General features: G+C 43.4%; 11 protein-coding genes and 1 riboswitch. Of the genes, 3 read left to right on the top strand and 8 right to left on the bottom strand.

From position 1 onward, the window contains the following. Positions 1–221: 221 nt before the first annotated feature. The gene (locus tag ACMQ5W_RS19055) at positions 222–3,047 is read right to left on the bottom strand and encodes a transporter substrate-binding domain-containing protein (protein ID WP_419026583.1); all 2,826 of its coding nucleotides are present in this window, start codon (positions 3,045–3,047) and stop codon (positions 222–224) included. Positions 3,048–3,168: 121 nt separating this feature from the next. After that, complete coding sequence (locus tag ACMQ5W_RS19060) at positions 3,169–4,482, bottom strand: aspartate kinase (protein WP_148492705.1); 1,314 nt, start codon at positions 4,480–4,482, stop codon at positions 3,169–3,171. 250 nt (positions 4,483–4,732) lie between these two features. Between ACMQ5W_RS19060 and ACMQ5W_RS19065 the strand changes: the two genes are divergently transcribed. After that, on the top strand, positions 4,733–5,302 hold the full coding sequence (locus tag ACMQ5W_RS19065) for a hypothetical protein (protein WP_419026585.1): 570 nt from the start codon (positions 4,733–4,735) through the stop codon (positions 5,300–5,302). Between the two features lie 151 nt (positions 5,303–5,453). On the opposite strand, the gene ACMQ5W_RS19070 is transcribed toward ACMQ5W_RS19065, so the two are convergent. Together ACMQ5W_RS19070 and metK are read right to left on the bottom strand one after the other, a co-directional pair. Continuing rightward, the gene (locus tag ACMQ5W_RS19070) at positions 5,454–6,017 is read right to left on the bottom strand and encodes a PepSY domain-containing protein (RefSeq protein ID WP_419026586.1); all 564 of its coding nucleotides are present in this window, start codon (positions 6,015–6,017) and stop codon (positions 5,454–5,456) included. A gap of 113 nt (positions 6,018–6,130) precedes the next feature. Next, positions 6,131–7,312: a methionine adenosyltransferase gene (gene metK, locus ACMQ5W_RS19075; RefSeq protein WP_148492709.1), complete on the bottom strand. Its 1,182-nt coding sequence runs from the start codon at positions 7,310–7,312 to the stop codon at positions 6,131–6,133. Positions 7,313–7,406: 94 nt separating this feature from the next. Continuing rightward, a riboswitch (SAM riboswitch) is annotated at positions 7,407–7,523 on the bottom strand. A gap of 110 nt (positions 7,524–7,633) precedes the next feature. On the opposite strand from metK, the gene ACMQ5W_RS19080 reads away from it, so the two are divergent. After that, positions 7,634–8,815, top strand: coding sequence for a hypothetical protein (locus ACMQ5W_RS19080; protein WP_419026587.1), 1,182 nt, complete (start codon positions 7,634–7,636; stop codon positions 8,813–8,815). A gap of 241 nt (positions 8,816–9,056) precedes the next feature. Here the strand turns inward: ACMQ5W_RS19080 and ACMQ5W_RS19085 are convergent, their stop codons facing one another. Then, positions 9,057–9,815: an N-acetylmuramoyl-L-alanine amidase gene (locus ACMQ5W_RS19085; protein WP_419026588.1), complete on the bottom strand. Its 759-nt coding sequence runs from the start codon at positions 9,813–9,815 to the stop codon at positions 9,057–9,059. A gap of 207 nt (positions 9,816–10,022) precedes the next feature. Here ACMQ5W_RS19085 and ACMQ5W_RS19090 point away from each other — a divergent pair, with 207 nt between their 5' ends. Continuing rightward, entirely contained in the window at positions 10,023–11,228 is a 1,206-nt protein-coding gene (locus tag ACMQ5W_RS19090) for an alanyl-tRNA editing protein (protein ID WP_419026589.1), read from the top strand. Between the two features lie 13 nt (positions 11,229–11,241). On the opposite strand, the gene ACMQ5W_RS19095 is transcribed toward ACMQ5W_RS19090, so the two are convergent. The 3 genes from ACMQ5W_RS19095 to ACMQ5W_RS19105 all read right to left on the bottom strand — a co-directional run bounded on the left by ACMQ5W_RS19095 (position 11,242) and on the right by ACMQ5W_RS19105 (position 13,440). Further along, entirely contained in the window at positions 11,242–11,496 is a 255-nt protein-coding gene (locus ACMQ5W_RS19095) for a TfoX/Sxy family DNA transformation protein (protein ID WP_148492713.1), read from the bottom strand. 37 nt (positions 11,497–11,533) lie between these two features. Next, positions 11,534–12,439, bottom strand: a complete 906-nt coding sequence (locus tag ACMQ5W_RS19100; protein WP_419026591.1) for a DMT family transporter — start codon at positions 12,437–12,439, stop codon at positions 11,534–11,536. Between the two features lie 95 nt (positions 12,440–12,534). Next, complete coding sequence (locus ACMQ5W_RS19105; protein ID WP_419026592.1) at positions 12,535–13,440, bottom strand: DMT family transporter; 906 nt, start codon at positions 13,438–13,440, stop codon at positions 12,535–12,537. Positions 13,441–13,699: the final 259 nt, after the last annotated feature.

Raw genomic sequence — 13,699 nt, forward strand, 5'->3', positions numbered from 1 at the left:
AAAACAGTATTATCTGTCAATTCATACAATTCGTTAATTTTTATCGCATTTAATTATTAACAACGTTAATTATTATCAATATTGACTTATTTTAGCACCATGAGAAAGCGATGTCAATAGGGTGATTGTACTTTTTTTCTGTTTGCACACGCAGAAGAGCTGCCGCAATAACGGTCATTTCCCGTTATTGCGGCAGCTCTTTTTCGTTACAGCAGAAAACTTTATTCTCCGCTGTTATAGTCTTTCAAAATTGCGCTGTAGAGCACCTCTTTATCAATCGGCTTGCTGATATGTGCGTTCATCCCTGCGTCCAGCGACTTCTTCACATCCTCGTCAAAGGCGTTAGCCGTCATGGCGACAATCGATACCGTCTTCGCATCGCTGCGGTCGAGTCTTCTGATTTCTCTGGCTGCGGTCAGACCATCCATAACAGGCATTCTGATATCCATCAAGATGCAATCGTAGAAGAATTCTTCTGAACCTGCAAACTTCTCGAGACAAAGTTTTCCATCTTCAGCGGTATCAACCCGGCAGCCAGCATTCTCTAAAATCTTACACGCAATCTGACGATTAATCTTATGGTCCTCACACAGCAGAATTCGTTTATCTTTCAGCCGATCAAAATCAGCCTCCCGGCTATGAGAAGACGCTTCTGTCGCTGAAACTTTCTGTTCTGCAATTCGAAAAGAGAGCATCACAGAAATTCTGGTTCCCCGGCCCTTTTCACTTTTGATATCGATCGTACCGCCCATCATGTCGACTAAATTCTTGACAATGGACATTCCCAGGCCGGTGCCGCCTATCTTGTCTACGATATTGCCATATTCTTGTTCAAAAGGATCATAAATCTTGCTCAGAAATTCTTCGCCGATACCAATACCCGTATCAGTGATCAGAAACTCCACTTGCCTCCGTTCTTTATCATCATTTCTGCTTCGAACATGCAGTGCCACTTTACCGCCTGCCGGTGTGAACTTCACAGCGTTGGACAACAGATTGATCAAAATCTGTTCGATGCGAATCTTGTCTCCGTAGAGGAATTCATTCTCAATTTCTGTAGTGCAGACAAAATCCAGCTTCTTCGACTTTGCCATCACTCCGATCTGGCTAGCCACTGTATCAACAACGGTGCCAAGCGACAGAATATCTTCCTGCAGATTCATTTTCTTTTCTTCAATCTGGCTCATATCCAGCGTATCGTTAATTAAGTTGAGCAGATACATGCTGGAATTGTGAATCTGCTCCAAATTTTCTCGCAGTTCTCCTTGCACGTGGTTCTTTTCCAGACTCAAAGTGGTCAATCCGATGATACCATTCATCGGGGTACGCATATCGTGGCTGACTCGCTGAAGAAACTCAGATTTGGCGTTATTCGCTTCTTGGAGCTGGCAATTGTTCGATTCCAAAATCTTCGCATAGGCGGCCTTCTGTCGATTCTTATAGGTCAGAAAGACTGCCGCAAAAAGCAACGTCATCATAACGATGGCGGCTGTTACCGCTGCAAAGGGATTGGCTCTGATCAAGTCGGTAAGCGAATACTGATTCTGTCTGATAGAGTTGAAAATCTTATAATCGTCTACATCATTAGAGTCCATCATGGAAATTCCCTTATCGAGAAGAGATATTAAAAGAGGTGATTGTCCATCAGAAATTCCCATATATATCGGCACATTCATCGTAATGGAAGATACGACGTCTACATCATTCGATGTGCTGTAGTTGACGTCAGAATGAATTCTCAGGGAATTGATAAAAGTGATGTCAGCCTTTCCCCCTCTGACTAGACGCAGACAAGCTTCCTCATCTTTTGCCGTTACCATCACCCATTCCGGATAATTATTTTCTATATAAGTTCTCAGCCCCCGAAAGGACTCTGGAATGGCCACCTTCAATTTGTCTGTAGGAAAAACGACATTTCCCTTTCGCGTTACCGCTGTATTCACTTTGTCCGCATAGCTTTTGGATAAGGTTAATCTATATTTGCGTTCAAGGGCGTTATCGCTGTAAATTCCCGCGATCATGTCGACCTTTCCCTCTTCCAGATAAGTCCACGACTCCTTCCGATCTTTTGTCTCTACATATTCAAATTTTAAGCCGGTGTTTTCTGATATGCTGTTCAATACATCCAGGTCGACACCTTTAAACTTCTTTTCTTCCTCATCGTACCATTGATAGGGATAAGTATCTGGCGCAACGGCGACTTTGATTGGCTCGCTGTTTTTCGCAAAGTTTGCTTCTTCCCTCGTTAATCCCTTTGCGTGCTTGGAAAAATCCCCATAATATTTCTCCGTCAAATTCGAGACAAAGTACGGATTCTCGATATCTAATTTTTCCAGAGCGTGGTTCAATTCGCTCATCAGTTCTGTGCTGCTCTTGGCAGTGATAAAATAGGCAGGGACAGATTTGGTGCGCAGAAGCAGCTTCTGTCCTTCTTGGATAGATAAGTTCCCGTTGACAATCGCATCGATTTCCTTGTTCTTCAATGCAGTCTGCATGGCGCCCATACTCTCATAATAAACAGGTCTATAGGAAAACCCCTTTTCTACAGCAGTCTCCTTAAATATACTGTTGAGGTGATTGTTGATGATCATTCCAACTTTTATGCCGTCGTAATTTTCAAAGTCACCGTAATACAGGTCCTGATTGTCCTGCCTGGTGAGCAGTGCGACAAAGTCGATGCAGCACTGTGTGTCGCTGTACAGAAAGGATTCCGCCCTCTCTTCTGTGTACTCTGCCGGAAAGAGCAAGTCTATCTTGCCTTCTTTCAGCCACTGCAGGCATTCTTTCCAGCTTCCCTGCACATACTCGTATTTCCAGTTTGTATATTTGCTGATGGCTGAGAGGTACTCTTCTCCATATCCGTGAACGTTTCCGCTCTTATCCATCAGAAGAAATTGTTCGATATCAACACAGCCGACACGGACGACTTTCTGTTCGGGTTCCTCATCCCCATATACAGGATGAACACAGTATACGAAAAGCACGCAAAAAATAGCTAATACTGCCCCTAGGCCGATCAGCTTTTTCTTTTTTAACTTTCTATCCATAACAACACCACATTTCATTGAATTCTCTTTATTTTAACATGATACGCCCTCTTTTACAAACAAAAATGGATTCCGCCGTCAATTGGCAGAATCCATTTTTTACACTTTATATACACTTATTTTATTCAAATGCCTGGTAGATCGCTTTGATCGCTTTCTCGAAGTCTTTATTCTCCACGCCGACGATGATATTCATCTCGCTGGAACCCTGGTCAATCATTCTGATGTTGACATCTGCATCAGCTAATGCGGTAAACAGGGTTGCCGATACGCCGCTTCTTCTGCTCATACCGCATCCCACCGTAGCGATGAGGGCGATGTCCTCAAATACTTCCATATTGTCAGGGCTGAGCTGCTTCTCAAAGGCTTCCAGCAGTTCATCCATCCTGCCGTCCACACTCTTCCTGGAAATGACGACGGAAACCGTGTCGATTCCACTTGGCAGATGCTCAAAGTTGACATCAAAATCTTCCAAGATGGCGAGAATTCTTCTCACAAATCCTCTCTCAGAGCTCATCATGTTCTTATAAATGGCGATAACGAGGAAGTCTTTGCTTCCTGCAATGCCTGTAACAACATTGGTGCTGGTTTCGTCGTGCTCTGCCGTAATAATCGTTCCCGGATCCTCCGGAAGGTTGGTATTTCTGATATTGATTGGAATATTTGCAATTCTAGCCGGATAAATGGCATCCTCGTGGAGAACTGACGCACCCATGTAGGAAAGCTCTCTCAGTTCCTTATAAGAGATTTTGTGAATCGGTCTCGCATTTTTAACAATCCGTGGATCTGCCATCAAAAATCCCGAAACATCTGTCCAATTCTCATAAACGTCTGCTCCCACTGCTCTGGCGACTAAGGAGCCTGTAATATCAGAGCCCCCGCGTGAAAAAGTTCTCACCTTTCCATCTTCTTCATTTGTGCCATAAAATCCTGGAAGAACTGCTCGTTCATGTTTTGAAAGTTCCTCTCGCAGTGCTTTGTCTGTCTCTTCCAGCATCAGTCTGCCCTTGTTGTCAAACTTGATCAAACCTTCTGTATCGACAAAATCATAACCGAGGAATGCTGCAATCAGCACAGCGTTCAGGTATTCTCCACGACTGGCAATATAGTCAGCCGAACAGCCCTTTTTCAAGTTTTCTTTTATTTTATCAAAATGCTCTTGCAAGTCTACTTCAACACCCAGGTTCAGTTCTACAGCCATAAATCGGTCTGTCACTACCTGAAAAACCTGGTCATAAGGCAGATTGTGTTCCATATGGGTCTTACACAGATACAGAAGGTCCGTTATCTTGTTATCTCCGTCGAATCTTTTCCCTGGTGCCGATACCACTATGTACCTTCTCTCAGGATCAGATTCGATAATCTGTTTTGTCTTTGTTAACTGAATTCCGTCAGCGACTGAAGAGCCGCCAAACTTCGCTACTTTGATTCCCATGCAGAAAATTCCTCCTTATTTCGCAATACTATTTATTTTCGCGGCAACGCCGTTTTAATCGTTTAGAACCATTATATTACACAGGGGCATGTCTTGCAACGTTTTTGTTGATTGCACACAAAAAACAATAGAATCAGTTGGAGGTTCTGTCCAATTGATAGGTGGAGCCTATTGCAACTATATCAAAATCAAGTTACAATGAACACAGTAAAGTTTAATACAACTGATAACATATAAACGGAGGTCAACTATGAAAAATAATGTAGTCAAAGAAATAGACCATGCAATCAAAGACCTTTGGATGCATGAAATCAGATTTGAGTATGATCATTACTACTTATTGAAAGAAGACACACTGAAAAACGCCTTATACCATCACCTTCGCAATCGACTTGATCCTTTATTGACTAAAAACCACTTGCGAATTTATACCGAGTTTACAGATGGGCCACTCCAAGGATCTGGACGGCGCGCTGACATTGCCATAGTTGAAATCGATGAGGCCTGCGATGCAAAATATTTAAAGGATTTTGTAAAAGAAGTCGTTTGTATAATCGAAATTAAATATAAAAGTGATTACACTTCTGGCGCCAATCATATTCGCTCTGACTTCTCTAAGCTAGAATATTACATAAAAAAGTTGAAAATTAATTGTCAATATTATATGATTTCTCTCTTTGAGGCTGACGACGAGCAAATCCCCTGGCTTGAAGAAACAGAAATTCAAAGGTGGGCTGAGGGAAAAGTTACTGAACTTAATGCTTCATATAATAAAAACGGGGAAATGAAATTTTATAAATGTTCCCATAATCAAAGGTGATTTTCAAGATTATATCTGATTTAGCTGAACATAAAAATGCTGCAGGCATTTCTGCCATGCAGCATTTTGTTTGGGTCGTCAATTCTCTTACGACACTCCTTCTATTTCAATTGCACCAGAATTCAAAACAGTTCGTTAGATTTTGTGTTCGTTATACCTTATCTCTTTCATATTCCAGCAAGGTCCCTCTCTTTGAATATTCAAAGTCATACTCGTATCCGCCCTTGTAGGCTTCCGCTTCGTAGACATATCTACCGTCATCTCTGTCCAGTTTTACATATACAACCATTGCCCCTGGCACTTTTTTCTTAATTTTGGATATAATCGTGCTCTTGCTCACAGCACCTACTCTGGAAGCCGAATATCTGGATCCTTCATAATCCCAATCATAATCCCGAACTTCACCAGTATATGCTTTGATTTCGATAGAATACACATAGCTGCCCTTGGTGGCTTTTCCTTTATAAACTCTCATTCCATCGTCTCTCGTCAGGTGCAAGTATTTTATAGAAGCCTTTGACGGCAGTTCTTTTCGGAAAATGCTCATCGCCTTACTCCAGGAGATCACCGATGAAGCCTTGGCCGTCATGGTGGTTCCTTCTGTCACTTTCGGCGCAGCTTTTGTATCTGCAAAAGCAAAAGATGTTGCCAGCAGAGATACGGCAATCGTAGCCACAATCAAAACTTTTCCTAATCTGTTTTTTATCGCTTTCATTTATATATCCTCCTTTGAATATTGTTCGCGTTTTCTTTTATGGCTTTAATATAAAGGAGAAAAATGAAAAGAAAATGAAAAAGAAAGAATCTTTTTCATTTTCTTAAAAACTTTTATTTCAGATATGATTTCAGCGCATCTACCTTGTCCAGATGCTCCCATGGAAGATCCACATCGGTTCTGCCGAAGTGTCCGTAGGCAGCTGTCTGTCTGTAGAGCGGTCTTCGGAGATCGAGATCTCTGATAATGGCTGCTGGTCGCAGGTCAAAATGCTTGTTGACAATTTCTGCGATTTTCTCATCAGACAGTTTCCCAGTACCGAAGGTGTCCACCATGACGGATACCGGTTTTGCTACGCCGATGGCATAAGCCAGCTGAATCTCACACTTTGCGGCGAGACCTGCCGCAACCACATTCTTGGCCGCATACCTTGCAGCATAAGTCGCGGAGCGGTCGACCTTTGTTGGGTCTTTTCCCGAGAAGGCGCCGCCGCCATGGCGGGCATAGCCGCCGTAAGTGTCTACAATAATCTTACGGCCTGTCAGTCCAGAGTCTCCATGAGGTCCACCGATTACAAATCTGCCCGTTGGGTTTACGAAATACTTTGTCTCGTCATCGAGCAGTTCTGCCGGAATAATTGGCTTGATGACATATTCAATCATGTCTGCCCTGATCTGCTCCTGGGTCGCCTCTGGGTCATGCTGTGTGGAAATGAGAACGGTGTCTACTCGCTTAACTTGATTTCCATCGTATTCTACCGTTACCTGCGTCTTTCCATCAGGTCTCAGATAATCTAAATTTCCTTCTTTTCTTACCTTTGTGAGCTGAAGCGCCAGCTTATGTGCCAAGGCAATCGGCATCGGCATGTATTCTGCCGTCTCATCACAGGCATAACCGAACATGATTCCCTGATCTCCCGCGCCGATAGTGTCAATCTGGTCGTCCAAAGTTCCTTCCTTATATTCAAGGGCTTTGTCAACGCCCATGGCGATATCGCCGGACTGCTCATCTATGGCCGTCAATACCGCGCAAGTGCTTCCATCAAAACCGTACTTGGCTCTGTCATAACCGATATCCTTGATTACGCCTCTGACAATCTTCGGTATGTCTATGTAACAGTTTGTGCTGATTTCACCCATTACCATGGCATAACCGGTGGTTGTCGTGGTCTCGCAGGCTACCCTGCCATATGGATCTTTCTCCATGATTGCATCCAGGATTGCGTCCGAAATCTGGTCGCACATTTTGTCTGGATGTCCTTCCGTTACGGACTCAGATGTAAATAGTTTTTTCATCGAAATTCTCCTCCCTTTTTGTCTGTATATCCCTAGCAAGAAAAAAGCCTTTTCTCTCGTCGTGAAAGAAAAGGCATGATATTATCGGTATCATTCCTCATCTTTCAGAATAAGATAATTCTGTAGGATTTAGCACCTTTTCTGTCAGAAAACTGACACCTAGGTTGCCGGGCATCTTCGGGCCTATTCCCTCAGCCGCTCTTGATAAGGATCATTATCTATTAAATTATACTCTGATAAAAATCTTTGTCAATGGCATATTGTAATTTTGTAAAAATAGGATATACTCTTATGTAGTAATACTTATATTGAGGTGTAATTTTGAACAAAGACAAATTTAAGGTAATACGTGGCGGACTTTTAGACAGCGCTAACACAAGCAGAAAAACTTTCGTATCAGCATACGTAACAAACACCAGATTAATGGGCGTACTGGGTATGTACATCCACTTTAAACTGCCCGATAACAAGGCTCTCTTTGATCTGCATCAGTTCTTCTATTTTGACGCAGAAGAATACGGCTTTGAAACTTATGACAGCGTACTAGGGCCGGACGACGGGCGAGTATCAGAAATTGAAAGCTCCCTGATCGGAGGTCTGGGCGGAGAGAAAATCGATTTGACGCTCAAAGAAGCACAGTATATTCTGCAGGAATACGTGCGTCTCAATCGCAGGGAAAATATACCGATGCCAGAAGGATTTGAAGAATACGCATCCCTGTTGGAAAACGATATTCACATGACTGAACCGGAGTTGTACATTTTGATGTGTAAACAGTGTGTACACATCGATTCTCCTTATGAACTGATCAACTACTTTTTGATGAGATGTTTCGGGAAAGATTTCGGGGCAGCTGCTTTTCTGACGACCCAGGACTTTGAGTTAGAACAATTTCCCGATTTTAGGGCTGGCACCTTCTGTAAAAACACCATAGACAAGGGGGATGAACCAGATTCTTATATCAGTGAATCTCTCGTAGAATTTGACGACAGCTACTACGTTGTCGTAACCCACGTAAAGCTTGAACAGATGCATATCTGCCACTATGAACGTATCTCGGCTTTTCGGGTATCTTCAGCCGAGGCCGCAATGATGCTGTCTCGCTCTGAATTTGTATCGGTCTACAAAATGCTTGCCGATGCCTCGACATTTACGACCACATCTACAAAGCTGACGCCTGGAGCTATGATTACAAAGCACGATACAGGTATCCTCTATATGATTTTTCATCCGAACAATAAGCATGTGGCAAAAAAAGAGTATCGTCTCAATGAAGATGTCCTCGGCATGTACTTCGTTTCTGATTCGGGACAGCTGATTTCGGCCTCTTATTCATTAGACGAAATACGTCAATTAGAAATTGACTTAGGCACTTCCTCTTTTGGCAGGAAATTAATACCGACTGCAAAATACGAATTCCAAGAGCCTGTCCTGTACGAATTTATACAGAGCGGATTTGAAGATTTTGAACTCTTTGTGGACGCAATCAAAACCGGAGAATAAATTATTCTCCGGTTTTACGTTAACCAATGTTCGCATTTAGGCAAACAGTTTTCAACAGTGGATAAACCCCTTATTTTGAGCCGTTGGACGACTTTTCCACATGGAAAACTCAAATCGTATACAATTTTGTGCACATCCTTATGTGGAAAACTTTATCGTCTGTACCTCTTGAAATTTCAATGTCGAGCGGTGTCTTCTACTTTTGTCAATAGGTAGTTATCCACAATTTTGAGGTGGATAATTATGAGTTGTTTGTTCGACTCGCTATTACTTTATTCGTATGACTTTTTTGAATTTTCAAGGAGTATTGATCTGCGATAGCATCCATGATACATTTTGCCAGTTTTTGCTGAAATGCCTCTGATTTTAAGTTTGCCAAATCCTCCGGGTTGGAAAGGAATCCGCACTCGACAAGAACCATATTACTGTCAACGTTCTTAAACAAATAGATATCACTCTTCGGCAGGACGATGCGATCAGTTCCGTCGTTGATTCCTGCAGTAAGGGACTTCTGAATTTTCTCCGCCATACTCTTATTCTCTTCACTGACTTCTTCTGTACCATTCTTCGGATAGAATACCTGCGCACCTCTGACCTTGGAATCCTGCTGAAAACTGTTGAGATGAATACTGATCATCAAGTCTGGAGCCGCCTCGTCGATGATTCGTTTCCGCTCTTTCAAATCACCCAGCTTCAGCCATCTGCCGCTGGAATTGTCTTCCCCATATAGTCCTGCATCACTGTCTCTGGTGAGGACCACTCTGACCCCGTACTTCTCCGCCTCTTTTTTCAGTGCCTTCGAAATGGCCAGATTGATGTTTTTCTCCACAGTTCCGTCAGAAGCGACCGCTCCGCTGTCAGGTCCTCCGTGGCCGGGATCGATGACCAAAGTCATCGGCACTGATAATTTCGCTGCAATTTGAAGCGCCTGTCTATATCCCGGCATGGCACAAATGCAGAGAATGATTAAAACGCCTAGGACAAATTTCTTTATTTTCAAATCACTTTCCCCTTCTTTACTCTTTTTCATTCACAATAATATATGTTATACTGTTGTTGTCGAGAACCATTATACGACTAACGCCTTGCCGCTTTCTTCGCTCGCGGGGCGTTAAACATAAGGTCTCCCCTACAAGCTGCTTCGCAGCTTGGGGCGAGAACCATGATACGAGTCACAAATTGGGTGTGGCCATTAAGGAGTTATATTATGAATACAATCAGACGATTTAAAGAAGACGTTTATTTGAAGGAGTGCACGGCTAAGATAACCGGTTTGTCAGATAAAGACGGACATCTTCATATCACCTTGGATCAGACGATTTTCTTTCCTACAGGAGGTGGACAGAGCTGCGATATCGGAACCATTGCCAATCTCCCTATCATCGACGTCTATGAGACGGCAGATGATATTTTCCATGTAACGGACCAAAAAGCACATGGATTGTCAATAGGCGATGAAGTTGCAATTACCATCGACTGGCCTCATCGTTTCGATAACATGCAGCGCCACTGCGGAGAACATATTCTCTCTGGAATCTTTTATGCGTTGTTTGGCGGTGTCAACCGCGGTTTCCACATGGGCGAAGAATACATGACCATCGACATCAGCTTAGAGGAAAAGCCCGAATTTGACAAGATTTCCTGGGAAATGGCAAAAGAAGTCGAATTTCATGCGAATCAGGCAATTTGGAGCAATCTTCCTGTGATAACGAGACATTTTGACAAAAGAGAAGATGCCGAAAACTTACCCCTTCGAAAGGCTTTGGCTTTTGACGAGGATATCACCATCGTCTGCGTCGGCGATGCCTCAAACCCTGCTGACTGTGTCGCCTGCTGCGGAACCCACCCCAGCACTGCCGGCCAGGTTGGCATGCTGAAAATCTACAAAGTCGAGAGCAACAAAGGGATGTTCCGCATCTATTTTGAAGCTGGTCAGCGCGCATTTCGCCAATACCAGGCACACTTTGACGTTCTCACGACCCTGGAAAACAAACTTTCCGCCGGTTCCAGCGACCTTCTCGCAAAGTACGAGGCGCAGCAGGAGAAAAACAAAGAAATTCGCAATCAATTATATCATCTGAAAAAATCGGTAATCGCACGAGAAATCAGCGACATCAAAAGCTCCATTACCCCCGCTTTCGTCAAAAAGTACGATAAATTGTCAATTAACGATATACTTGACATCGGCAAAGAGCTGAAAGGCTTGATTCCTACCATCGCTTTTTTAGTCCACGAACCTTCCAATACCGTGCTGCTCTTCTCCGATCAGTACGACTGCAACAAGCTGGTCAAAGAGAACGCCGACATCTACGGAGGCAAAGGCGGCGGCAATAAAAATTCCGCCCGGGCGATTTTCTCCAAGGCGGAATATGTAGATACCTTTATTGATTTGATTGAAAAGCACCTCAGGTGACGCTTCTTTCTGCTTATTTCAATTCATCACTGAAACTCTTCAAATCTTGTTTGACTTCATCGGGCAGTTGATTATATTCAATATCGTCAATCGCCCCTTGAAGTGTATATAAATGAACTAAACAAATGTTAGGAAACTGCATTTTCAACTGCAAAAACGCCTCTTTACTTCCGATTTTTATCAACTCTTCTGCAGAACAAATATCAATAATGTTCAATTTCCTTTCAATCTCTTTCCCAATATTCTTCATAGAAGACAATTCCGTCATAATCTAACCTGCTTTCTTAATTTCAACCGCAAACCTGTTACTTCGGCTTCACCATATTCATAATGACGATCGAAGCGAGAACCAATGCAATGCCAATCAGCTTGACAAAACCCAGCGCTTCATGAAACACGAAAACGCCTATACAGGTAGCGACGACGGTTTCCACCGAAGTAACGACCGGCACTTTTGAAGTCTCCAGTTTCTTCGCCAAGCCTCGCAGATAAACAAAGTAAGAACCTACTGTAGCAATCAGACAGTAACCGAGGACTGCAAATAGCAGCGGCAGGCTTGCAGCCTGAGCGATAGCGTTCCACGGTCTGGCAATAGCGCCGAGGGTAACTGCCCCAAATACGAAGCTATAGAAGAGAATGGTCAACGGATGGTAACTAGTCGTGGTCGTGCTGATAATGGTCATCAAAGCAAATAGAAAGCCCGCCAATACTGCTGCGCCCGCACCGTAGACGGAAAACTTGATTGACGTAAAATTGCCGCCGGTAACTGTCAGTACACAGCCGAAAATGTTCACTACAAGGGCTAAAATCTTCACCGGACCGATCTTTTCTTTAAAAAAGAGTCTGGACATGATGCAGACAAAGATCGGAGCTGTATACGCCAATATACAGGCCAGCGCCACTCCGACGTGTTCGATTGCTTCGTTATAAGAATAATTGAATAATGCCTGGCTGAAAACGCCTAAAGCAAGACAGGCCAGCAGTCCATATTTATCAATCTTGAACAGCTTCTTCCCTTCCATGATCAGCATCATGACTGCGAGTATGACTGCTGCAACTGCCAGCCTTAGAAATGCTACAGTAGAAGACTGTACGCCTAAGTCGTTGAGGATGCTGACAAAGAATCCGTTGGTTCCCCAAAGGCATCCGGCAATCAGCACCATAAAGTATCCTAATCTCTGTTCCGGTCTGGTCTTGGTTTTCTGTTTCATATTTCCTCTCTCATGTATCAATTTTTTTGCTATTTCCCTATTATACATAAAAATGGATAAAATTACGAGAAGAAATTTTAACAAAATTCAAAAATTTATTTCTTTGCCTTTACCATGTTCATGATGGCAATAGAGCAAAGCACCAAAACGATACCCAAAAGCTTAAAGAGACTCATGGATTCGCTGAATACGAAAATGCCTATGACAGCGGCAACCACAGTCTCTATGGAGGCGACTACGGGAACCTTCGAGGTTTCTAGACCGTGCGACAAGCCGTGCATATAGAAAAAATAGGAACCTACTGTCGGGATGAGACCGTAGCCGATTGCCGCCAGCACGAATTTGAGGGAAATCAGCTGGGAAACACCTGCAAAAGGATGGGTAATCAGCGCCATGGTGATAGTCCCAAAGAGGAACTGATAGAAAACAATGGTCAGAGGATGATTTTTCTCCGTAACAGGCGTACTGATAATGGTCATCAGCCCGTAGAGAAAACCTGCCAGCACGCCCATGGCAACGCCATAGACAGAGAACTTAACTGAAGTGAAATTCCCCCCTGTTACAGTCAACGTGCAGCCGATGATGTTGATAAAGAGCGCCAGAACTTTGATTTTCCCCACGTGCTCTTTGAATACAATTCTGGACATGACGGAAACGAAAATCGGCGACGTATACAGCAATACGGCTCCAGTCGCAACACCGACATTGTTAATAGATTCACTGTATGCGTAATTGAAGAGGGCCTGACTGAAAATCCCCATGGCGATACAGGCGATAATGGTCTGTTTATCCGCCTTAAACAACGACGGACCTCCGCTGGCCAGCATCAGCGGAATCAACAGAATCGTCGCTGTTCCAATACGGATTACCACAATTAATTCTGATTCCGCGCCCAAGTTCTTTAGCAGACTGACGAAAAGCCCAATGGTTCCCCAGAGGATTCCCGCAATTGCAATCATGATATAACCTTTTGTCTGATGTATCTTGTTGTTCTTTTCCATAATGCCTCTTTCATAGATTTAAATAAATTTCGCTTTTTACATTATACCTAAAACCCGAGCAGATTACGAGTAAAATATTAAAAAGGCTGCTCTCGAGAGCAGCCTATAGAATCTTTGTTTATTCTTCTTCCATCGGTTTCAGGTCTGGGCTGAAGATCAGCTTGCAGCCTGTAGCCGCCTGGATGTCTTCTTTTGTATAATCAGGGTGCAGCTCAGTGACAACGATGCCTTCCGGTGTCACCTCCATGACGCCCATCTC

The sequence above is a fragment of the Emergencia sp. genome (assembly GCF_048465375.1).
Taxonomy (GTDB): Bacteria; Bacillota; Clostridia; order Peptostreptococcales; family Anaerovoracaceae; genus Senimuribacter.